The 21,469-nt window shown below is 71.1% G+C and carries 19 protein-coding genes and 1 CRISPR repeat array; of the genes, 2 read left to right on the forward strand and 17 right to left on the reverse strand.

Annotation, left to right across the window (positions count from 1 at the left end; genetic code table 11):
- Nucleotides 1-2 precede the first annotated feature (2 nt).
- Nucleotides 3-938: a CRISPR direct-repeat array (repeat unit 18 nt; unit sequence CCCTGGTGGGCTCGCAAC).
- Nucleotides 939-1,129: 191 nt separating this feature from the next.
- The 7 genes from RKE29_RS06605 to RKE29_RS06635 form a co-directional block, all read right to left on the reverse strand.
- Nucleotides 1,130-1,696 carry a GNAT family N-acetyltransferase gene (locus tag RKE29_RS06605; RefSeq protein ID WP_312004102.1) on the reverse strand — a complete coding sequence of 189 codons (567 nt, stop codon included), beginning with the start codon at nt 1,694-1,696 and terminating at the stop codon, nt 1,130-1,132.
- Nucleotides 1,697-1,843: 147 nt separating this feature from the next.
- Nucleotides 1,844-3,271: a S8 family serine peptidase gene (locus RKE29_RS06610; protein ID WP_312004103.1), complete on the reverse strand. Its 1,428-nt coding sequence runs from the start codon at nt 3,269-3,271 to the stop codon at nt 1,844-1,846.
- 129 nt (nt 3,272-3,400) lie between these two features.
- Nucleotides 3,401-4,234: a class I SAM-dependent methyltransferase gene (locus RKE29_RS06615; protein WP_312004104.1), complete on the reverse strand. Its 834-nt coding sequence runs from the start codon at nt 4,232-4,234 to the stop codon at nt 3,401-3,403.
- 156 nt (nt 4,235-4,390) lie between these two features.
- Nucleotides 4,391-4,987: a DUF6624 domain-containing protein gene (locus RKE29_RS06620; protein WP_312004105.1), complete on the reverse strand. Its 597-nt coding sequence runs from the start codon at nt 4,985-4,987 to the stop codon at nt 4,391-4,393.
- A 140-nt stretch (nt 4,988-5,127) separates the two neighbouring features.
- Nucleotides 5,128-5,520: a DUF3307 domain-containing protein gene (locus RKE29_RS06625; RefSeq protein WP_312004106.1), complete on the reverse strand. Its 393-nt coding sequence runs from the start codon at nt 5,518-5,520 to the stop codon at nt 5,128-5,130.
- Entirely contained in the window at nt 5,520-5,933 is a 414-nt protein-coding gene (locus RKE29_RS06630; RefSeq protein ID WP_312004107.1) for a DUF6415 family natural product biosynthesis protein, read from the reverse strand. The genes RKE29_RS06625 and RKE29_RS06630 overlap by 1 nt, the downstream gene beginning before the upstream one ends.
- Before the next feature lie 152 nt (nt 5,934-6,085).
- The gene (locus RKE29_RS06635) at nt 6,086-6,562 is read right to left on the reverse strand and encodes an ATP-binding protein (protein ID WP_312004108.1); all 477 of its coding nucleotides are present in this window, start codon (nt 6,560-6,562) and stop codon (nt 6,086-6,088) included.
- 365 nt (nt 6,563-6,927) lie between these two features.
- Between RKE29_RS06635 and RKE29_RS06640 the strand changes: the two genes are divergently transcribed.
- Both RKE29_RS06640 and RKE29_RS06645 read left to right on the forward strand, forming a co-directional pair.
- Nucleotides 6,928-7,809, forward strand: coding sequence for a helix-turn-helix transcriptional regulator (locus RKE29_RS06640; RefSeq protein ID WP_312004131.1), 882 nt, complete (start codon nt 6,928-6,930; stop codon nt 7,807-7,809).
- Nucleotides 7,810-7,814: 5 nt separating this feature from the next.
- Nucleotides 7,815-8,027 carry a DUF397 domain-containing protein gene (locus tag RKE29_RS06645; RefSeq protein ID WP_312004109.1) on the forward strand — a complete coding sequence of 71 codons (213 nt, stop codon included), beginning with the start codon at nt 7,815-7,817 and terminating at the stop codon, nt 8,025-8,027.
- Nucleotides 8,028-8,132: 105 nt separating this feature from the next.
- Here RKE29_RS06645 and RKE29_RS06650 read toward each other — a convergent pair whose 3' ends face one another.
- From RKE29_RS06650 to RKE29_RS06695, 10 genes are all read right to left on the reverse strand, one after another.
- A complete protein-coding gene (locus RKE29_RS06650; RefSeq protein ID WP_312004110.1) occupies nt 8,133-9,131 on the reverse strand; it encodes a thiopeptide-type bacteriocin biosynthesis protein in 999 nt (332 codons plus the stop codon).
- A gap of 57 nt (nt 9,132-9,188) precedes the next feature.
- Nucleotides 9,189-10,391 carry a lanthionine synthetase C family protein gene (locus tag RKE29_RS06655; protein WP_312004111.1) on the reverse strand — a complete coding sequence of 401 codons (1,203 nt, stop codon included), beginning with the start codon at nt 10,389-10,391 and terminating at the stop codon, nt 9,189-9,191.
- On the reverse strand, nt 10,388-13,450 hold the full coding sequence (locus RKE29_RS06660; protein WP_312004112.1) for a lantibiotic dehydratase: 3,063 nt from the start codon (nt 13,448-13,450) through the stop codon (nt 10,388-10,390). Before RKE29_RS06660 ends, RKE29_RS06655 begins: the two co-directional genes overlap by 4 nt.
- A gap of 102 nt (nt 13,451-13,552) precedes the next feature.
- The gene (locus RKE29_RS06665) at nt 13,553-13,714 is read right to left on the reverse strand and encodes an FxLD family lanthipeptide (RefSeq protein WP_312004113.1); all 162 of its coding nucleotides are present in this window, start codon (nt 13,712-13,714) and stop codon (nt 13,553-13,555) included.
- 64 nt (nt 13,715-13,778) lie between these two features.
- On the reverse strand, nt 13,779-15,020 hold the full coding sequence (fxlM, locus tag RKE29_RS06670; RefSeq protein WP_312004114.1) for a methyltransferase, FxLD system: 1,242 nt from the start codon (nt 15,018-15,020) through the stop codon (nt 13,779-13,781).
- 326 nt (nt 15,021-15,346) lie between these two features.
- Nucleotides 15,347-15,835, reverse strand: a complete 489-nt coding sequence (locus RKE29_RS06675; protein WP_312004115.1) for a hypothetical protein — start codon at nt 15,833-15,835, stop codon at nt 15,347-15,349.
- Nucleotides 15,836-15,842: 7 nt separating this feature from the next.
- Nucleotides 15,843-17,969, reverse strand: a complete 2,127-nt coding sequence (locus RKE29_RS06680) for a PrsW family intramembrane metalloprotease (protein WP_312004116.1) — start codon at nt 17,967-17,969, stop codon at nt 15,843-15,845.
- 262 nt (nt 17,970-18,231) lie between these two features.
- Entirely contained in the window at nt 18,232-20,031 is a 1,800-nt protein-coding gene (locus RKE29_RS06685) for a pentapeptide repeat-containing protein (RefSeq protein WP_312004117.1), read from the reverse strand.
- Nucleotides 20,032-20,162: 131 nt separating this feature from the next.
- The gene (locus RKE29_RS06690; RefSeq protein WP_312004118.1) at nt 20,163-21,104 is read right to left on the reverse strand and encodes a hypothetical protein; all 942 of its coding nucleotides are present in this window, start codon (nt 21,102-21,104) and stop codon (nt 20,163-20,165) included.
- A gap of 14 nt (nt 21,105-21,118) precedes the next feature.
- Nucleotides 21,119-21,445 (reverse strand): hypothetical protein, encoded by a 327-nt coding sequence (locus RKE29_RS06695; RefSeq protein ID WP_312004119.1) that lies wholly within the window; start codon nt 21,443-21,445, stop codon nt 21,119-21,121.
- Nucleotides 21,446-21,469 lie beyond the last annotated feature (24 nt).

Consider the following 21,469-nt stretch of genomic DNA (forward strand, 5'->3'; position numbering starts at 1 on the left):
GCGTCGTCATCAGCCCTGGTGGGCTCGCAACACGGCCAGGACCAGGACGACGACGGGGCGGGGGGCGTCGTCATCAGCCCTGGTGGGCTCGCAACACCCACGCCTGGCCCTGGGTGCTCACCGGATCACCGGTCGTCATCAGCCCTGGTGGGCTCGCAACGGGGGGACGACCAGGCCGCGGCGGTCGGGACTTAGGGTCGTCATCAGCCCTGGTGGGCTCGCAACGGCTTGATCGTGCGGATCCTGGCCATCAGCCGCGCGTCGTCATCGGCCCTGGTGGGCTCGCAACGGCGGGGTGTCCGGGGCGGGCTGGTGGAGGTCCGGCGTCGTCATCGGCCCTGGTGGGCTCGCAACGCCGCCTCAGCGGCCCGGCGCGCGGCTCGCTCGTGCGTCGTCATCGTCCCTGGTGGGCTCGCAACTCCCGCAGGACTGGGTGTCCGCCGAGGAACTGGCGGGTCGTCATCGTCCCTGGTGGGCTCGCAACAGCCGACGGCGCAGGGCCGCGAGGTCCCCGAAGGCGGGTCGTCATCGTCCCTGGTGGGCTCGCAACAGGTGCGTGGCGTCGGGGACGCCGTCGGGGCCGGCGGGTCGTCGTCAGCCCTGGTGGGCTCGCAACCCGACCTGGGGGCTGGGCTCCCAGATGCCGCGAATGTCGTCATCAGCCCTGGTGGGCTCGCAACGCCAGCAGGCGGGTGATGGTGATGACGGCGGCGGGGTCGTCATCAGCCCTGGAGGGCTCGCAACGGCGTCTGAAGCAGGCGGTGGGCCTCGGCCATCAGGTCGTCATCAGCCCTGGTGGGCTCGCAACCGCAGCCCGGATCGGGGGCCCGCCGATGAGCACCCCGTCGTCATCAGCCCTGGTGGGCTCGCAACGGCGTCATCCCGCTCACGCCGACCGCTCCTTGCCGAGTCGTCATCAGCCCTGGTGGGATGCTCCGCCCCCGGGCCGGTGCTGCCCACACCAACCAGGTACTTCTCACTCTCACGGAGATGGTCCGCCACCGGGATGACTTCCTGTGCTCTCCGCGCAGGCGGAGGGAGCCCCGTGCCCGGCTGAAAGAGCACTGCTGTACGGCGAGAGGTCGTCGGTGGCTGGACAGGTTGCGTCGCGTCCCTTCCGGGGGACGGGTCAGGATGCCGAAGCCGTCAAACTGCCGGAGTCGGCGACCAGGGACTCGAAGTTCTTCAACCTCTCCGCGCGCCGTTGCATCAGGTACGCGTGCCGCCCGTCGCGGATCACGGTGTCCACCAAGTTCCACTTCTGCTGGTCGCGGTAGTAGCGCATCAGCCGGTCGGCGAACGTCACCCGGCGGACCCAGCGCACGCCGCCGAGCCGCGCGGCGTAGTCCACCGACCACCAGGCCATCAGGCGGCCGGGCTTGTCGTGCCGGTGCGCTGGGTCGGTGTAGGTGCCGAGCATGAGCAGGGAAGGCTCGGCGCGCTGTTGGTCGGTCCAGCCCCATGCCTGGATGTCCGAGAGCAGGACGGTGCAGCCAAGGACCTGGCCGTCCTCGCACAGCACCCAGGCCAGCGGCCGCCGTCCGTCTTCCGCGCGGTCGCCGATCAACGTTGCGGCCAGGGATCCGTCAGCGACGTTCGGGACGATGCCGCGGTCCTCGAACCACCGGTTCCTGGCAGCGATCAGTCCGGTGATCGCCTCGTGATCCCTGTCCACGGCGGGGCGCATCTCGTACACAGGCGAAGACGATCCTTTCTGTTTCCCGGCGCACGGGAGAACGGCTGATTCACACGACTTCAGGCTGCAATGCCAGAGCCCAAAAAAGTGTGGAAGAAGGGGGCTGGGCCCGGCCGGCGGCTCGGCTGGCCGGGCCCAGGGGGTGGTTCAGCGTCGGGCCAGGGCCCGGGTGAAGGCTGTGGCGTCGGTGAGGGTGCCGATGCCGGAGGCGTCGTCGCGGCCGGGAGCCGCGCACACGCCGGTCACGCCGTGGGCGGTGTTGCACCCGCGGGCGAGGTCGTACGTGCCGTGGGTGCCCGGCTCGATCCGCTTGAGCCTGGGGGCGAGTCGGCCGAGGTGGTGTCCGGCCTGCTGGGCCGCCAGCGCGGTGATCCCGGCCATCAGCGGAGCCGCCACGCTGGTGCCCGCCGCGCGGAACCAGCCCGCGCTCTGGCCGGGCAGGACGTTGGCGCTGCTGTAGGCCACCACGCGGGAGGCGGGGCTGCCGACCAGTGCGATGTCGGCCGTGGAGTTCGACGGCCAGATCCGGGAGCGGCCGGCGCCGGTGGCGTGGCCGGAGCCGTCATCCGTCCACAGCCGGTCGTCGGTGATGCGGCGGCCGTGGTCGTCCAGGCGCAGGGCGGTTCCGGCGACGCCGGTGACCAGCGGGTCGCTCGCCGGCCACGGCACACTCGGGTGGGGGTAGAAGGCGGTCCCCGCCAGGTTCGGCCCGGTCGCACCCGTATCCCCCGCCGCCGCGATCAGCGTGGTGCCGCGCGTGGCGGCCGCCTCAAGCCCGCGGCGCAGCGGGGTGATCCGGTGGTAGTCGCCGGGCTGTCCGGCTTCCTCGGCGGCGTTGTCCTCGTAGAAGCCGTACGACCACGACAGGACGGTCACGTCCCGGTGGGCGGTCACCCACTCGGCCGCCTCCGAGACCTCCGCCCAGCCCGTCGTCCCGCTGGTCACATTGCGGGCGGTGCTGACCAGGATCAGACGGGCCCGGGGCGCCATGGCGTGCGCCAGTTCCAGGTCGAGCTGGGCTTCCTGGATGTTCTGCGCCTGCACCGGGTCGGCCGGGTCGGCCGCCTGTACGTCGCCGCGCTCGATGACCTCGACGCGTGTCCGGGGCAGGCCGTTGGCGTCGCTGAAGACGTCCATGTCGTGCTGGACGGTCGGATTGCCCAGCGGCATGATGACGGCGATCGTCTGCCCGGCGCCGTCGACTCCTCGGGCGTGGAGCCTGTCCACCCCGTAGGCGTGGGCGAGGTGCGAGACGGTGTAGCAGGGCTTCCCGAACTGGACGCGGCAGGAGGCCGGAGTCCATGGGATGCCCGGAGGCGTGGACGTCGGCGGCGCCACGGAGGCGCGCCGGTCGGCGCCACCGTCGGCCCTGGCGTGTAGGCGGTCGAACCCGCCGGGCAGAAGCTCGTAGCAGACGTGGCCGGTGTGCTGCTGGCACGGAGACGACGCGCTCGACGCGGCCGGAGGTGCCGCCGAGGCGGCGGGGCCAAGGGGAACGGTGGCGGCGGTCATCAGCGCGCCGCCGGCCAGGGCTGCGGCGACGGCGCTGGTGGCGAATCGGGAACGGTGGATCACGAAGTCGTTCTTCCGTTGTGGTGGTGGATTCGAGGCCGACTCGGCCCCGGTGCCCGTGCCGGGCTCGGCACGGGAGCGACAGCGGCGAGGCGGCCAGCGGCCCCGCCGGGGAGGGTGGGTGCTCTGGGGTCAGCCCTCGGCCCGCGGGGTGGGAGGCTGGCTGCGCTGGCCGATGAGCAGGTGGGCCTGGCTGCGTTCGCGGAAACGGCCGGACGGCTCGAAGGCACTCAGCAGGCGGCGCAGGTCCTCCTCGTACGCCGCGCGGCGCTCCCCCAGGACGGGGGCCGAGGAGTGCGCCTGGGACAACTGCCAGGCGATGAGCCCGTCGAGCGTCACGTCGATCATGTAGTCGTAGGTGGTCTTGGTTATTCGGTGGAACGCGGAGTTGCGGAAGACCTCTTCGTGGCTGGCGGCTTCCGGCCGGGGCGCGTACCCGGTGGGTCCGGCATGGCGTCGGGGGCCCAGGTGGCGTGCCCGCACCCGTTCCAGCAGCGGGTCCCATGAGGGCTTCGGGTGACCGGGCCAGCGGTGCGACAACAGCACCACGCACCCGTCCGGATGAACCAGGCCGTCGAGCGTGGCGAGGGTTTCCTGGCGGCGCATGAGGTGGAAGGCGTCCGCGATCACGACCACGGCGAAGTCACCGACCAACGGGGGAAGGGCCCCGGAGTGGCCCTCGACCCACTCGATGTCCGTCAGGAAACGGGCTGCCGCCCGCCTCTTGCCCTCGGCGAGCATCTCCAGCGAGGGATCGACCGCCACAACGTGGGCCCCGCGCTGGGCCAGCTCCAGCGCGACCACACCAGGGCCGGTGCCCAAGTCCAGCACCCGGGAGCCGGGCAGCCGCCGGGCCAGCTCGGCCACGCGGTCCAGCAGCTCGGCCGGGTAGCCGGGCCGTGCAAGGTAGTGCGAAGCAGTGCCGGTGAAGATCGAACCCGGGTCCGGGTACAGCAGAGTCGTCAACGTGACCTCACAGAAAAGGGGGGATGGGAGTAACGGGTCTCGGCGCGGGGTCAGGGCGCTGGCGGCGGCGGAGCGGCCTCGGATGTCCGAGCAGTCCGCCGCCACGCAGGAGCCGACGCGGCCGCAGCACGGGGGGGCACACGTGTGCCCGGCACGTCAGGTACGAGCCGACGCTTCGATGAGGTGCGGAAGGTGAAGAGGGGAGTCCGTCAACGGCCCCGAGCCCAGCGGCTCCAGGCCGACCGCCGCTCGGCGCTCGTCAAGCCCGTCCAGGTCCCGTACGGGGTGCAGTACGGTCGCTCCGCTGCCGTCGCGTCCGTACTGCGTGCCGTACACCTGCGGCTCGCCGTCGATCACGCAGCACCGGTCGGTGAGGTGGGCCAGGTGCAGCGGGTCAGCGTCACCGATCGCCACGGCCCGCACGACCAACTCGCGCGCCTGACGCTGGAGGTCGGGATCGGTGACGGCGTGCTGGGCGATCATCCACGCCGCCGTCCCGCCACGTTCGCCCACCAGCCGGTGTCCGGGCCAGCCGAACTCGCCGATCAGACAGCGCAGAACCTGCGCGTTCCCCGCGGTGCAGGTGGCCAGCGCCGTGTCCCACGCCGCAGCCGGGTGGTGGTGGGCGAGCTGGAGCAGGAGCTGTACTTGGTGCGCGCTCACCAGCAGCAGCTCGGCCAGGTCCGGCCGCAGCGGCGGCTTTCCGGGAACACCGTCGGAGGGCTTCCTTATCAGATGGCTCTCACGCCACATGCGTGCTCCTTCACGTGGAAAGGCGCGGCGGGCTCGACAGCGGGCCCGCCGATCGGGAGGCAAGAAGGGGGAACGACCGCGCTCACGGCGGGGAGAAACAGCGCCGGGCCGAGCGGGCGGCTAGAACGGCAAGCAGGGGCCTACCCCAGCCGCTCCAAGGCGGTCGCGTTGATGAGCAGGTGCACCGTGTTGTCCGCGACGATGACCAGCGCGAGCGCCAGGCCCGGCGACACGCTCGACGGAGACCCGTGGTTGTCCCGGACATCGGCCCACGACGGGCGCCACGCGGCGGGCGCCACCTGGTTCCGCGCCCACACCAGGAACCGCGCGGCCCGGTACCGGTCCAGCACCACGTGCGTCCCCGCGATCACCACCAAGGCGGGCACCGAGTGCGTGAGGAAGAGGAAGGGTAGAGCGTAGACCGCGCCGTGCACCACAGCCGGCCACCAGCGCCGCGTCTTCTCCTCAGCCATCCACGCCGACTGCAGCACGAAGTCACCGACCAGGTGGGCCACCAGGGCTGCGAGCAGCATCAGGCCACCGCCGTCCCAGCCGACCGGCCGCTGACCGCGCCAACCGAACCGGCTTCAGGGGACGACTCGCCCTCGGCCAGGACGCGCAGATCGAGCAGCGCCTGGGCCGCTCCCGCCAGCCTCTTCACCAGACGCCGTGTGGAACGGGTCCCGCCACCGTGGTCGTCCAGGCAGCGGCGGGCCCGCGAAACCGCCTCCCGGACAACCACCCGACCTGGATCGAGACGGCTCTCCACGTCCGCGACGAGCACCGTGACGTGGCCGCGAAGAACGCCGGCCACCGCGCCCAGAGCCTCGCCGTCCAAGCGGGCCGTACGGCCGGCCAGCACCGAACGCACCATCTGTTCCACGTCGACCGGCAGCGCCAGCTCTTCAGCCAGTTTCCGCGTCAGACCGGCTAAGACTCGTCGCACGATGTCGGCGTCCGGTCGGACCAGCGCCCCTTGCGCGGCGGGCGTACAGCCGGACCGCCGCAGCCGCGGGGCGCCCGCCGTACGGCGAGGTTCTGCCGCGCTCGGCCCACCGGGCAGGGGTGCGGCGACGGCCCGCTTCGCGATGTGGCCCCTCACCCCGTGTGCTCCTTGCTGGTGGCAGCCAGGACGCACCAGGTGCTCGTTCCCCGTCTCCCCCAGCGGTCGGAGAGCGCGTCGACGAGAAGCAGGCCACGACCGCTCTCCTCGTCAGGGCGTGGGTGCCTGACTCGGAGTCGAGCGGGAGCGCGGTCGTCTACCTCGATGCGCACCTCGCCCTTCTCGTAGAAGAGGGAGAACAGCAGCTTGTTGCCGCCGCCGTGCCGGATGGCGTTGGTGGCCATCTCGCTGACCAGGAGTTGCACGGCGTCTTGTAGGTGGGACAGCCCCCAGCAGGCGAGGGCCGCGTCCCCGAGGCGGCGGAGTAGGCTGACGTTCACCGGCTCGGAAGTAACCGAGACGCGAGCACAGTTGACGGAGGACTCGGGCACCGGCGTCTCCTCGATCGTGGAGGAGGCGGGACCCGCCATGGCGAGCAGGCCCGCGCTCCGATTTCGAGTGAACTGGGTCACCAACGGAGCCGTTAAGCAGTCTGTGGCCGCCGGGGCAGCCGGAAAGTGCTGCAACATCGCCGAGTCCTTGCGTCGAGGTCTCTTGGGACGCCGCAGGGCAGGCGCGCGCAGCCGAGCGCACTCCTTCAGTCACGGAGTGGGCGCGGCCTGTTGCGGTGTGCAGCGGCGGCGATTAAGCATGCCATCAGAATCGCCACGACGGAAACCCGTCTGTCAGAATTCTGTTGGGGCGATTCTGTCGCAACTCTCAATGCCCAGCCCGCCGTTCGCGGCGCAGCAGAATATTTCGCTCTGACGCAGAACCTTCCTTGCTCCAGCAGAAGACGGGCAGGGAGACTGGGCCTACATGCAGGGAGGACACCAAGGTGATCGCGGACATCGAGGCGGCGCCCGCTCTGTGCCGTCTCAGCCTCGCGACCGAGTTGCGCAACCTTCGAGCCGCCGCGGGATTGACGGCATCCGAGGTCGCGAAACGGCTCGTTTGGGGAGCCAGCAAGATGAACCGGATCGAGACCGGAGAGAACGCCGTCGTGGAGCCGGCCGAGGTCATCGCTCTCTGCGAGCTCTACGGAGCGGACCCCGAGACGCGTGCTCTGCTGGTGGGCTACGCCACCGTCACCAAGACGAAGAAGGACTGGTGGCAGGCGTCGGAGTACCGCCCGGTCATCCCGCCGGGGCTCAAGGCGTACCTCGGGCTCGAAGCCACCGCCACCAACCTGCACACGTACGCGAGTGAGTTCGTTCCCGGCCTGCTGCAAACCGAGTCGTACGTACGCGTCATCCACCAGCGCGCGCTCCAGGGACTCAGCGCCGAGGTGGTCGACCGTCTCGTCGCGGTGCGCATGACGCGGCAGGAGGCGCTGCGCCGGACCGAGAACCCGCTCAGGTACGTGGCAGTGATCAACGAGGCCGTCCTGCGGCGGACCGTGGGTGACCCGGCCGTGATGCGCGGCCAGCTGGCTCACATCGCGGAGGTCGCCTCGTCGCTGCCCAACGTCCTGGTGCAGGTCGTGCCCTTCAGGGCAGGCACCCACCCTGGAATGAACGGGCCGTTCGTCGTCTTGCAGTTCCCCGAGCGGCTTCTCATCAGGCCCATCGTCTACCTGGAGAACCTGGCCGACGCATGGGTCATCCGACGTGAGAACGACGTCGCGAAGTACGAGGGCGCCTTCACCGAGCTGCAAGCTGTCGCTCTGGGACCACAGGAGTCCCTGAGCATGGTCAAGGAAGCGATCAAGGAGTTCTGATACTGATGACCACGGCTGAGGGCCTGACGGGCGTCCACTGGTTCACGTCCAGCTACAGCAACGACCAGGGCGGAGAGTGCGTCGAAGGAGCCCGGGTCGAGGGCGCGATGGCCGTCCGCGACTCCAAGAACCGCACGGGCCCGGCGTTCGTGTTCACCGCAGACGCCTGGATGACCTTCATCGCCGCGGTCAAGGCCGACGGACTCGGCGAAGGGTGAACAGGCTTCCTTGCGCGTCTGCGGGCCGACCCGTCAAGGTTGGCCCGCAGACGCGCGAGCGTCACGGGACGAGCGTTCCGCGCGGTCTTCCGAGTCCCACCGACCTCACCCTTCCCCCAGCGCCACCTCTCGCGCCGCCATCGCCAGGATCGCCTGCGCCCTCGTGGGCAGTCCGATCCGATTCCAGTGGAAGATGACGTGGTGGGCGAGCAGCGCCCGCGCGCCTCGGCCGAGCTCGCCGTCGCGGGCCGCCTTGCCCAGCGCCTGTCCGGCTGCCTCGAAGGCGGCGGCCCAGTCGGCGATGAACGCCAGCGAGCCGCCGTTCTTCATCAGCGTGCTGGAGGCGCTGGTATCCACGGTCATGAGCCGCCGAAGGCCAGGCTTCATGCCCGGCAGACGGTCCAACGGCGTACCGGGAGGCAGGGGACGCCGCTCCGCGACACGGCTCCAGACGTCTCCCTGCTCGAACCACTCCTGTCCGGCACCGCGCATCAGCAGGCTCAGCAGGAGGACGGACAACTCCCTTCGCTCGATCCGACGCTCGGGCGGAGCGCCCGGGTCGTGACGGCAGAGGTAGTCGAGGAAGCCCCGGCTGTCGGCGTGGAAGAGGCGGTGGGCGGCGTCCATTCCGACCGGGCCACCGAAGGCGAACTTCTCGGGCTCGTAGACGGTTTCCCACCACCTGGCGATCAGGCTCTCGGAGAGCATGCTGTCGAGCATGCGCGCGATGGACGCCTTCCACTGCCCGATGTCGGCGGCGGGGCCGGGCTGGAAGCGCAGACGCCAGCAGGGGGCCTTGCGGATGAACCACCACGACGCGACGGTCCCCGCGCTCTCCGCGCGCCGTATCCGCGGCGCGAGGTGGGTGGCGGCGGTCTGCTCGGCGGTGGCCCAGTCGGGGAACCGCACGTGGACCTGGAACCAGTCGCGGGACCCGACGCCTGCTTCGAGCGCCGCATACCCGGCGGCCTGGTACTGCTCGGCAGCGTCGGCGAGCGCGGTCGGCTCCATGGGCACCTGGGCGGCGGCCTCGTCGAGCGGTACGCCTGCCAGGACGGCGAGGACTCCTTTCTCTACGGTCCGGGGTGATGGGCCGCTGACCACGGGGCTTCCTCCTCCGGGCTCTCCGCCTGGTCGCGGGGCGTACGGTTTCTGGTTGCTTCAGCCGATCAGCAGGCAGGCGTCCCATTCGGACACCGGAGGCGCGCCGCGCGCGGCGGTGTGGAGGGCGAGGGCCGAGCCCGCGTCTCCTTCGAGGAGCCCGGGCTGGTGGGACGCGGTCTGCTGGGCGGCTCGGCTGTGGCGGGCAAGAAGATTCGTCAGGTCCGGCAGGTGGGCGGCGAGCGCGGGCGTTCGGGCTTCGCGGGCCGCGCGCCAGACGGTCTGGAAGAGGCCGGCCCAGCCGTGGCACAGGCTGGTGTCGGCGATCCGGTCGAGCTGCGCGGAGTCGGTCAGGCACCCGACGAGGGCCTGCTCGGCCAGGAGCTGGCGCGCGGCGTCGCCGGTGGCGATCGCGGCGAGCTGCTGGGCGCGCGCGAGGCCCGGCGTGCCGTAGCACCAAGAGGGCCGCAGCGGACCCGGCTGTTTCGGGCGGCCGGTGCGCAGGTCCTCGCGGGTGAGCCACTGGGGCCACCACGGACCGGTGGTGTGGTCCTGCCGCCAGGTGTCCAACCAGGCGCAGATGCGTTCGATGGCGTCCGTGTGCCCGTCGACGGCGGCACCGCCGCGCAGGGCCAGGGCGAGCAGCGCGAGGGGTCCGGTGATTCCGTGGGCGAGTCCGAAGTTCCCGTGGCCGCCCGGGAAGTCGCGGGTGGACGCGTGGAAGGGACCGTGGCCGGTCCACCAGCCGGGCAGCGTCTCGTCATCGACGCGCAGCGGCTCGGTGAGGCGGACCAGGTAGGTCAGCACCCTTTCCGTCGCGCTGCTGCTGGGGGCGCGTTTGAGGAGGTGGGCGCCGATACCGGTGAGGCCGTTGATGACGTCGAACTCGCGCATGTGCGGCAGCAGCCCGTGGGCGATGCGTGCTTCGGCCTGTTGCGTGCGGCGGTGCGCGAGGGCGGTGACGTGGGCGTCCAGCCGCGCCAGGGCGCCCGCGTAGCGGGGTGTGCCGTCGGCTCCGGCCGCGCGGAGGGTGAACGCCACCGCGGGGACACCGAAGAAGAGGGAAGCGCCGTCGGCGGCGCTGAGGCTGGTGCGCGTGGCCGCGTTGATCCAGGAGTGGGCGGTGTCCCAGTCTCCCAAGCCGGCGTGAGCGCGTTCGATGTGGAGCAGGGCGATGCCGATGGCGCCCCTGGACAGGGACTGCGCCGACCGCGCGTCCTGGGGGTCGTGGGCTGGGGGTGCGGCGGAGGCGGGGGTGCTCACCGCTCGGCTCCTTCACCTCGGGCGGTCCACGACAGGGCGGCGGAGCGGGCCAGGCGGCGGCAGGTGCGTTCGCAGTCCTCATCGATCCCCGCAGCGCGGATGTGGTGCATGTGCAGCAGAGACGCCAGCACCGCGTCCGGATCGGGCCCGCCGGTGTCGGCGAGTCGGCCGCGGTAGGCGGCCAGTGCCGCGCGGCGCCGGGCCCACGCTTCGGCGACCTCCTCGCCGCCCGCCACCGAGCGCAGGAAGGCGCGGTTGCCGTGCGGTTCGGACAGGCGTCGTACGGTGGCGTGCAGGTCCCGGGCGGGTGCCGGACCCGATCTCGTCGTGGTGTGGTCGATCAGCCAGCGCAGGCCGGCGCGGGTGCTCCCGGTGAAGGAGACCGCCAGGTCGGCCAGGCTCGCCGCCGTGACCGCCTGCGGGGGCAGATCGCCGCTCGTGCTGAGCGTCAACTGCGCGACGGCCGCTTCGGAGTCGGCGGCGAACACCGTCTCGGCGGCGGCCATGGCCGCGCCGGTGCCGTAGCGGCCGGTCTCCGGGTAGTAGGTGTCCCACTGCACGCGGCCGACCAGTCCCCGCTGTCGTAGGTCCGCCGCCCAGGTGCCGACCTGCCGCAGGCACTCTCCCCACGCGTCGGGGTGGGGCAGCCGCAGCCGCAGCCGTAGGTGCGGCTCGGGGTCGCGGTAGCGCACGTACCACCACTCGGGCGGGTGGTCCCAGGTTTCCCACAGGTCGGGCAGGCAGGTGGTAAGGAGGTCGGCCTGTCGCGCCGGGTGCCCGTACAGCTTCACGAACGCCCACTCCGAGGCGCCCGGCAGCCGTCCGTGCTCGCGGCCCACGACAGTCGGCGCACCGGTCCGCCGGCGGGCGGGCGCGGGCTGCGCGGCGGAGGCGAGCGCCAGGGTGATCTCGTGCGGGCGCCCGTCGAGCCATCCGTACGCCGACGGCTCGGGCGCCTCGGTCAGGGTCGCGTGGCCGGTGCGTTCCAAGCGGTCTCTGATCAGCCGCAGGTGAACGGGCTCGTCCAGGTCCAGGCGCAGACGCTGGTCGTTGTCGCCCAGGTAGACCGCGTCAGGTAGGCGGTACCGGCGCGCCCAAGCCGTCATGGTGCGCTCCCACTGCTCCCAAGGAGAGTCCGCTGGCGCGAGGTCGGCTCGGGTCGCCCGCCAGCGGGCGGGGGCCAGGATCGTACGGCCGTACCGGACGCGCGGCAGGAACGGCAGCCGTCGGGCGGCTCCCCACGAGAACGGGGCGAGGGCGGCGGCCCGTGCCCGGGGGATCTCGCACAGGAACCGGGCGAGCGGGTGGGTGAAGTTCGTCGGCTCCACCGCGTTGAGCACCGCGGGCTCGACGCTCCGGCCGAGCGAGAGGGACGTCAGGTACAGCCGCGTGGCGTCGCCGCAGACGGCCAGGTCGTCCAACGGCAGCGCGCGGCCCGCGGCGCCGTGCTCGGCCAGCGAGATCACGTACGGCAGGACAGCGGGAACCCGCGCGACGTTCTCGGTACGCACCCGTAGCGGAGGACTGGAGACCTGGGCTCGCAGCGCCCCGTCCTCCAGCGTGGGCAAACCGGCGTAGGCGGCGGCCATGCGGTCGCGGTCGGGCGCGTCGAGCAGGTCCAGGAACCGTCCGGCACTGGTGCCGGCCGCGGCGGACACCCCGGCCAGGACGAGGTCGAACGCGCCACGCTCCAGCACGGCCGGTGTCGGCGCCTGGATGCGGAAGGACAACTGCGTGTGCGCCTGCACCTGCCCGCCGCCCGCGCCGTCGTCGACGGCCAGGTCCGCGAGCGCGCGGTCATCGAGTACTAGCTCGCCGGTGCCGTCGAGTGCGGCCTGCTGTGCCAGCGCGAGGAGCCGTTCGTCGCGCGCGGTCAGGGGCGGCCGGGGCTGTTCCAGCAGCGAGGAGCGGTAGCCGGCGGGGAAGCCCAGCCCGGTGTCCGCGTCGACCAGTTCGCGTACCGGGACCGCCGCGCCGATGCCGTACCGCTCCAGGAACCTGGCGTGGTAGTCCCGCCAGGCCGCGGAGCCGGTCCGGGATGGTGCCAGGCGGGCCAGCGCGGTGACGGCCTTCTCGGCTTCGCGAGCCACCGCCTGCGGCAAGGTCACCGAGCAGCCCAGCCTCAGGTCGACCACCAGCGGTTGCTCGACGGCCGGGGACACCTCCGCCATCCGTCCGGCTATGGCCGCCCGGACGCTCCGCCGGACACCGGGCGCGGCCCGGTTGTGCCGTAACAGGGACTGGTGGATCTCGACCAGCCGCCGGGCGAGGGGCGCCACCTCCTCGACCGACTCCGCGTCGGCGGCGGCCAGCTCGCCGACGACGTGACCCAGCGCGTCGGTGACCGTCATCGGCGGGCGCAGGCTGGTCAGCAGCACACCGCGGGCCACCAGCGCGGTCAGCAGCCTCTCGACCGCCTCGACGGGCGTACCCGGGTAGTCGGCGGCGAGCTTGCCCGCCAGGTCCGCCACGGGCACCGGCGACTGTGCGGCCTTCACGGCGGTCTCCACCGCTTTGGTGTGCCGGGTGCTCACCTCCGCCGGGCCGCCCGGCCCGGCATACGGCGCCTGCTGGAAGGGCACCACCAGCTTCCCGCCCCGCACCAGGCACGTGGAGTCGGCCACGACCGGCAGGCGGCGCAGCAGCTCCGGGCACCGCTCCAGGCGCGCGACCACCCCCGCCAGCCACACCGCGTCCACCCGCGCGTGCGCGCGATGCTCCTGCCCCCAGCGCACCGCCAGCTCGCTGCCGAAGCGCAGCGGCGCGACCCCGGCGAACAGCCCGAACGGCGTCGCCCGGTGCCGCATACGCAGCAGGTACCGCACCAGCGCCCCGGCCGCCCGCCGCACCTGCCGCGTCTGCTGGGAGCGCCCGTCGCATATCTCACGGATACGGCGGGCCAGGACCGGGCTGGCCACCTCCACGGCCTCCGCCACCGCATCCTGGGCCCACACCCGCACCAGCCACCGGCGCCACTCCTCGACATCCGTGTCCGAGCCGCCGACCACTTCAGGCCACGCCGGAACCTCGAACCCGCTCGGATACGCCGCGACCCGCACCAACGCCGCGTCGACACACCGGAACAACCCCGGGCACCCCCACTCCCCTGGAGACCCCGGTCCCCGGGGGCCGCAAGACCCCGGGGACCGGCCTGCCTGGTTTCACTCACACGTGCTGTTGGAGCACGCGCTCTCACACGTGCTGGTGCAGTTGTCGCTGGTGTCGTTCACCAGGTCCGGGACGATCGGCCCCTGCTCGACCACCGAGAACTCGATGTCGAAATCCGACGAGGCGGGTGTTCCACCCGGTGTTGCCACTGCCATCGCGACTCCTCCTGTTGGTAGGCGGTGATGGATCTGTGGTGCGGCCCCGGCCCCGGCGTCGCTGTCAGGGCCAGGAGATCGTGACCCGCGTGTGCCGCTTGTCGATCACCCGGCCCGCGGGCAGCCGGTCCTCCGGCGTGCCCGCCGGGTGCACCTCGTAGCGGGCCCGGTCGGCACGGTGGGCCCGGTCCCAGGCCCGGATCTCCTCCACCAGCCGCTCCGCGACCGCCTTCGCCTCCGGCCCGTGCCCGCGTGCCCCGAACTCGAACGCCGTACGCTCCGGACTCGTCGGCCGGATCCGCCGGTAGGCGAAGCTGTCACCGTCGACCAGCACCGAGGTGCCCAGCGGCGACGCGGAGGTGACCAGGCCCCGCTCGCGCGCCGCGGGCGTCGCGGTCAGCAGCGCGTAGTCCGGCAGGGTGGTCGCCAGCCACAGGTCGAGGTTGTCGAACGGCTCCATCCCGCCGATGGTCACTCCCGACCACACCTCCACATGCGGCTGACGCAACGCCTCGCGCAGCCCCCCGACATCCACCTGCTGCCCGTCGTCCAGCCGCAGGCCCACCTGCGCCCCGTCCTCGTCGTGCAGCAGCACCAGGCGCACCCGGTTCTCCCCGGCCCCCTGCATCGGTACGAAGCCGCACAGCTCGTACTCCCGGCTCACCAGGCGCCCGCCCCGGCGCTCGAAGGCGACCGACCGCGTCAGTCCCCGCACCCGCAGGGGCACAACGATCCGCCCGCCTTCGGCGAGCTGGTTCGTCCACGCAGGCGGGATGTCCCAGGCGCCGACCGTGACGATGATCCGGTCATAGGGCGCGCGCCCCGGCTCACCCTCCTCGCCGTCCGCGACGAGCGCGGTCACCCGCTCGTACCCCGTCTCCGACAGCAGGCGGCGGGCGCGGTCGATCACGTCCCGGTCGATGTCGATGGTGGTCACCTGACCCCCCTCGCCGACCAGCTCCGCGATCAGGGCCGCGTTGTACCCGCCGGACCCGATCTCCAGCACCCGCATTCCCGGTCGTACCTCGGCCTGCTCCAGCATCATCGCCTGCACGCGCACCGCCGAGACCGAGCTGATCACCACGCCGTGCTCGTCCCGCTTGACGACCGGCGCGTCCTCCGCCGCGTACGCCTGGGCCAACGGCACGTCCGGGACGAACAGATGCCGCGGCACGGCCCGGATGGCAGCCTCGACCTCACCGGACCGGAGTGCGCCAAGCTCGGTGAGCTGCGCGATGAGCTTGTCGACCAACTCCTCGCGCTGTGGGTCAGCCTGCGGGTTCTCGGGTGTGGGAGCAACATTCACGGGCCGGAGTGTAGTCGAGCGACTACCCGGGGAGTACGAGCAGAAGTTGGCCTGCACGAAGCCTCCGTAGCGGGGATGTCCGGTGACGCCGACCCGGCCCTTCACGCGGCGTCCACATCCGGGCGGCGCGGCCAGAAGACGCGACAGTGCCAGGGATGCGAGTCGGGGCGGGCAAACTGGCCGTTGTTTGACCCGGCTGCGCACGGCGAGGGCGGCCAGTCCCACGAGGACGAGTTCGGGGAGGCGTGAGAGCCGTTGTGGCCCTTTCCAAAGGCGAGGGCACAGGGCGAGGAAGGAAGAGAAAAGCCTATTCCGTAATTCTGGTTTCAAGCGCGTTCGCGTCGGATCAGCGCATCATAGACGCCGAAATCGGGAACGGATTCCCAGTTGCTGGTGACGTCAATCCCGTTTCGGCTTTCCCTGGATTCCTCGCCATCGACCTCCACAGTGCGCCGCATGATGCCATCCGTGGTGAACTCGTAGGACTCCATGCGCTCCGCGTCCGCATATCCGCCCCGCTCCTCCGAGTCTCCGTAGTCGTATGAGGTCGCCGTCTCCAGGAAAAGAGACCCGTTGGTGAGGGTGAAGGTGTAGTCGAGGGAGTCGCGGCCGTGCTCATCCATGAAAATGACTGAGGCGTAACCGGTCTCCAGTCGAATTTCCACTCGCAGCACCGGGGCGGAGTGCTCATCGGGGGATGCGACAGCGGTGTACAGCTGACCGGACACATGCCTGGCCCGAGCCTGCTCAGGTGTGAGCGATTCCATGGGCGTCTCGGTGAGGTTGTTCCACTGCTCGCAGTAGGTCCAGATCATGGCAGATTCAGCCCGTTCCCTTCGGTAGCCGGTGGACGAAGCCCCGCACGTCCCGGATTATCACGCCGTGGTCCGCCGCTTCCCTGAGCGCCCAGTCTGGCACAGGTTGCGACTGGACTGGCACTTCGAGATAGTACTTGCCCTTCAGGGGTTTCCCGATCAACTGCGGGTACTCGCTGCGCGCCTTTGGGGTGTCCGGGATCTTTGTGCCCGCCTTGTACTTCTGGTGGATCTCGCGCAGATAATTCCTGAACGTGTCGGGCTTGATCTTCGATATCTGCGTCTGCTTGCGCGATACGATCTCTTTCCCGGGCCGGTACGAGTCGAGGACTTTTCCGTTTTCGAGATAGATCTCATTGGCGGGATATCGTGGCCAATTGTCCTCATTGAACTTGCGTCCCTCGTTCCACTTGTCCCGCAGCCACTGCGGGACCTCCCCGCGCCTCCCTCCACCCGGGTCGCTCGCGCCCGTTCCCGCTGCACCGACCGCCATCAGCACGACACCGGCGGCGCCCAGGGCGCCGGCGTTGAGGGCGGCTTCGGCCGTCAGAGCGCCAGCAACCCCGCCTCCGGCGAGCGCCAGACCGGGCGGAGTGAACAGGGTGAGCAGGGACAGCAGCAGGAGGGCGAAACCGGCGTAGGCCAGGAAGCGGTCGAGGGCATCGAGAAGGTGGAGGTGGCGCGGGATCGCCGGGTCGCCGGGTGCCATGCCGTTTTGCAGGCGGACGAACAGCAGCATCCCGGCCACGGCGGTGCCCAGAGCGGTCCACAGGCGGAAGCGCAGAACAGCCAGGGTCTCGGCCAGCGGCACGGCCTGCACCGTCCGCCACGTGCTGCCGAGGCGGATCAACGTCCAGCCGGTCCACACCAGGCCCGCGATCCCGAAGCCGACCAGCACCGACGGACCGTGCCCGGTGGTGAACCACTCCCGCACCCCGGACTGCGCTGGGAAGGAGCCGACGCCCCAGAGCAGAACGGCCGGGGCCGCCAGGATCAGCGAGACCACGACCGTCCACCACTGACGCCTGCCCCGCCCTGATCGGGCCGCCTGGCGGACGGCCCGCCAGCCCACACCCTGCCAGGCAGTCTCGTGGTCGCTGGCGTCGATCCGCTCGGCGGTCTGGACGACCGCCCGGTGCAGCAGCTCCCGCCCGGGGTAGGCAGGCCGGAAGGCCGTGTACAGCAGCGACCGGCGAAACCGCGCGAAACGCCACGCCACGGTCGTCGACCACGGCACACACCACGCCCCGTAGGCCGCCAGCGCCACCGGTCCGGGCCGTCCGACACGCTCGCCGCGGATCAGGACACCCGGCACGACCCGCCTGGCCCGGCGTATCTGCCACCAGTCCGCGGCCATCGCCACCGCCAGACATCCCAGCGGCACCAGCCACAGCACGCCCTCGAACGCGTCCACCAGAGCCCGCGCGTCCCGGGCCCGGTGGTGCTCGATGGCGTAGTTGTTCAGGATGTGGTGGGCCGGGGCCGCCGCCAACGGCACGATGCCCGCCAGCCGCCACCAACCCCGGGCGCGCATCAGCACGCCCACGCCCAGCGCGGCCAGCACGGAGTACACCAGGTGCGGGTTGGTCTCCGCCGCCGGGTGCAGGTCGCCGAGTTCAAGGGTGCCAGTCGGAGCGGGGAACCAGGTGCCGAACACCTGTCCCGGGCCGGGGATGTAGGGGAGGTAGAGGAAGCCGCGGCGGACGACCCACCCGCCGTCGGGGTGCGCCCAAGCTCGGTCCGCGTCCATCCCGAACCGCGCCAGGCCCTCCAGCAGCCCGAACCCGGCGCCAAGGGCCGCTCCGAGGACCACGAAGTCGGTCAGGCCCCACTGACGGCGGATGCGGACGTTCCATCCGGCCAGCACCAGCGGCGCGACCTTCACCAGCTCCTCGATGACCGGATCGACCGTGTAGCCGGCCTTCGCGACCGCCCTGGGCAGCGACTCACCGGTGAGGTCGGCGGCGCACCGGGTGTACATCAGCTCCAGCAGCGCACCGGCGACCCCGCACCCGTACACCCCCAGCACCGCCGCCAGCAGCACCACGGGCCACCGAACCGACCGCGTCGGCGAGCTGAGCACCACGGCCTGCCCCACACCCCATAACGTCGCGGCCACCATCCACAGCGCCACAACGCCCCACCTCCCCCGAAGGGCTCAGCCTTCACTCCGTGCCTGCACCACGGAAGGGAAGGCTATCGGGACCAGTTCGACGGCAGTCGGCTTCGGGCCGGACGCCTCGCGTTTGGCGGGCTTCCGTTGCTCAGTGTCGTGGACGCGGCGACGCGAAGAGAGAAGATCGAGGCAAACGGTTCCGCTCCTGCTGCTGGCCGCCCTGGGTCAGCGTTTGACGCGGCTGCGTACGGCAAGTCCGGCCAGACCCACCAGGGCGGGCTCAATGAGGCGGGCGCCCATCTCCGTGTAGGTGCCCGCGGTGGTGAGGTNGCTCAATGAGGCGGGCGCCCATCTCCGTGTAGGTGCCCGCGGTGGTGAGGTCCTGGCCGGATGAGCGGAATATCACCGAGTTGATCACCACGCGCAGGGCCTTCTCGGCACGTTGGCCGGTGATCCGGCGGTGCAGCGGGCCGCTGGGATTGTTGGCAGGCGGGATGTCGGTGGTGAGGGTGATAGTCTGCCCGGCGGCGACCTGACGGCCGGTGGTCTGCGGTCTCGGGTCGTCGGCGGGCAGCCCCCACAGCATCACGGCCAGTATGGTGACGGTCATCGCGGCCAGCAGCCAGGCCAAGGCACGGGATGCGCGCAGGCCATAGCCGGAGATGGCCCAGTAGACGTTCAGCAGGAAACGCTCAGCGGCCGGGGTCCCGACGTGGTCGTGGCGGCGCATCTCGCACTCGCCGTAGTAGAAGTCGGAGGCGCCCGGCTCGTTCTTCCCATCCTCCAACGCCTTGCGCAACTGACGGTAAGTCGCCGCCAGCGCCTCGGGGCCGGGAGTGCGTCCCGGGTCGGCGTGATGGGGGCCAGGGCGCCATTCCCTGAGAAGTAAGGACTGGCTGAACGGAGAGGCAGGCCTCCTGACTACGGTTGCGCGCCAGTGGTGTTCTTCGGCGAGGGTGCGCCGTCGGCTCCAGCGGTGGGGCCACAGCCCACCGCCGTGCCAGCCGACTGGTGGTGAGGCGAAAACGGTACGGCCTTCGAGGCGGAGTTGGTCGAGGTGGAACGCACCAGTGAACAGGCATTCAGACAGGTCCGTTCCGGTGAGGACCAGCAGTGCGGCGTCTACCCCCCGTATTGAAGCCATCCTGACCGCCTGTTTGCGGTCCGCCAGCATGCTTTCGTCCAGGGTGTTCCCCGGGCGGGGGTGGGGACCGACGGTGAATGAAGCGGGGTGGGCAGTCACAGCGACCGGGGACGTGAGGACCGCATCGGTAAGGTCCACCCGCGCGTAGCGCAGTCGCAGCGTGGCCGTCGACTCCCAAAAAGTCCGAACACACGACACCTCCTGGGCCGCGATCTCCAGGGTCACCGGTGCCCCGAACACCGCCCTGTCCAGCATGACGGATCTCGCGCACGCGACTGGCCCGAACCGCGGCGTCGCATCGAACCGCACTGTTCCAAATGCGGCATTGCGCTTGAAGGTCGCACCACGGAATTCGGCATTACCGGTGAAATTTGCTTCACCGAAAGAGACATCGCCGGTGAAGGTCGCCGCGCTGAACCCGGCGCCGCCCGTGAAGGTCGTACGACGGAACCGGGCGTTGCGGATGAAAGTTGCCTCGTCAAACGAGGCGATGTGGTTGAAGGTCGCACCATCGAAGAAGGCGGCGTCGGCGAACGTCGTCGCACCGAACCCGGCGTTTTCGGCGAAGATCGCATTATCAAATGATGCTTCGCCGGCGAAGGTCGTACCGACGAACATGGCGATACCGGAGAAGGTTGCGCCCTCGAACAGAGCAACACCGGAGAAGGCCGCACCGCCAAATTCCGCGTTGGCGGTGAAGGTTACATTACGGAACTCGACGTCGTCGGCGAAAATTGTCCCGTTGAACCAGGCATGGTTGGCGAAGACCGCTCCGTCGAACTGTGCGATACCGATGGTCGGTTGCCCGGTGCCAGGGTCGCGCAGGGCCGCTAGGAGAGCTACCAGCAGGGACTCGGAGAAGGGGATTCCACGGCAGTCGATATCGTCGCCCGGGACCAAATCCGTAAGATAAACGGTGCGTTCGGCGTCGTCCAAGTGGGCCAGGCAGGCGCCGTACTCGGTGATACGGACGCCTCGACAGCCCACAGGGTCACTGGCTGGATCAGCACCGTGAGCGCAGTGAGGCCACTGGGGTGGTTGGGCAGATGCGGCAGGGGCCGGAGAGCTCATGCGCTAAACGTACGGAAGCGCACTCTGGGTGCCCACTCTCTCCCCAAGATTGCACACCGAGCACCGTGAGCCACAGGCGAGACCAGGTTGCTCCCGGGCCGGTACGCATCCGCGCCTGGTCCGTCACCTACTCCCGCATCCGGTCGCGGCCCGAAGGCTCGACGGCACCGAGGGTGGGAGATCGGTGCCTCGGCGGCCTCCCCGACCGTCCGTACTGTTCCGTTGGCCTTGTCCGGGTCGGTGTGGGTGAGCCAGCCGCAGTCGGCGCCGTCGAAGACCTCGACGTAGGCGACTCCGGCCTGGCGGGCCTTGTTGAGGGTTCCAGCGTTGTAGGCGACGGCGCTCTTGGCGAGGGTGGCGGCCTCGGCCCACACCCGCACCGGGACGCGCGCGCCGTCGCGGTAGACGACGTGGCGGAGCTGGTGTTCGGCGGCGAGGCGGTCGGCGAGCTGCCGGGCGGCCTGGCGGGCCGTACGGTTGCCGGCCGCCAGCAGCGGCACCTCGCGGCGGGCAACGGCGCGGGCGGCCCGGTAGAACTGGGCGGCCATGCGCTCGGCTTCCTCAGAGCGGCGCAGGAAGTCGGCGTACGAGTCGGCGGCCAGAGCCTGCAGGGCGTCGGCGTGGATCTGGGTCCAGGTGAACGCGGTGCCCAGCGCGGCGGCGGCGTGGCGGGCGCCTTGCTCGTACAGGTGCGGGAGCTGGCGCTGGACGAAGGCGCGGGCCTCGTCGTCCACCCGGTCGCGGAAGACGCGGATGGCCTGCTGGAACTCCTTCAAGGTGGCCAGGACGTGCGGCAGGCGGGGGTGGTCGGCGAAGCGGGCGAGTACGGCCTGCTGCTGGTCGGCCAGGCGCTGCCAGGCGTCGTCCAGCACGAGCGCGACGCGGTGGGCGACCTCGTCGGGGTCGCCGGGGGTGAGCGGGGGCCACGGGTAGGGCACGGTGGTCGCGGCTCTCAGCGGTAGCGGCGGTCCGGGTCCAGCGGGGCGACGACCAGCTCGGGCAGGTCCTCGTCGCCGGCGGCCGGGTCGTCGGGGGCCGGTTCGGTGGCGGCGGTGGCCATCTGGCGTTCGATGCCGGTGAGGTTGTTGCTCTGGTCGAGGGTGACCACGCCGTCGACGGTCAGGCGCAGGGGTTCGGCCAGGAGTCTGGCGCGGCGTTCGGCGAGGACTTCCAGCAGGACCGCGCGGGCGGAGCCGAGACGGGTGTAGCGGGTCTGGATGTCGGCGGGGTCGGCCGTACCGAGGCGGGCGGTCAGCCAGGACAGGACGGCGGCGTCCAAGGCAGGAGCCTCCTGGGGCGGGCG

The organism is Streptomyces sp. B1866 (assembly GCF_031932565.1).
Lineage (GTDB): Bacteria > Actinomycetota > Actinomycetes > Streptomycetales > Streptomycetaceae > Streptomyces.

Coding starts and splice junctions, on each gene's coding strand:
- RKE29_RS06620 (WP_312004105.1), bottom strand. CDS start 4,987: ATGTGGCGTGAGAGCCATCTGATAAGGAAGCCCTCCGACGGTGTTCCC.
- RKE29_RS06625 (WP_312004106.1), bottom strand. CDS start 5,520: ATGCTGCTCGCAGCCCTGGTGGCCCACCTGGTCGGTGACTTCGTGCTG.
- RKE29_RS06645 (WP_312004109.1), top strand. CDS start 7,815: ATGACCACGGCTGAGGGCCTGACGGGCGTCCACTGGTTCACGTCCAGC.
- RKE29_RS06665 (WP_312004113.1), bottom strand. CDS start 13,714: ATGGCAGTGGCAACACCGGGTGGAACACCCGCCTCGTCGGATTTCGAC.
- RKE29_RS06675 (WP_312004115.1), bottom strand. CDS start 15,835: ATGATCTGGACCTACTGCGAGCAGTGGAACAACCTCACCGAGACGCCC.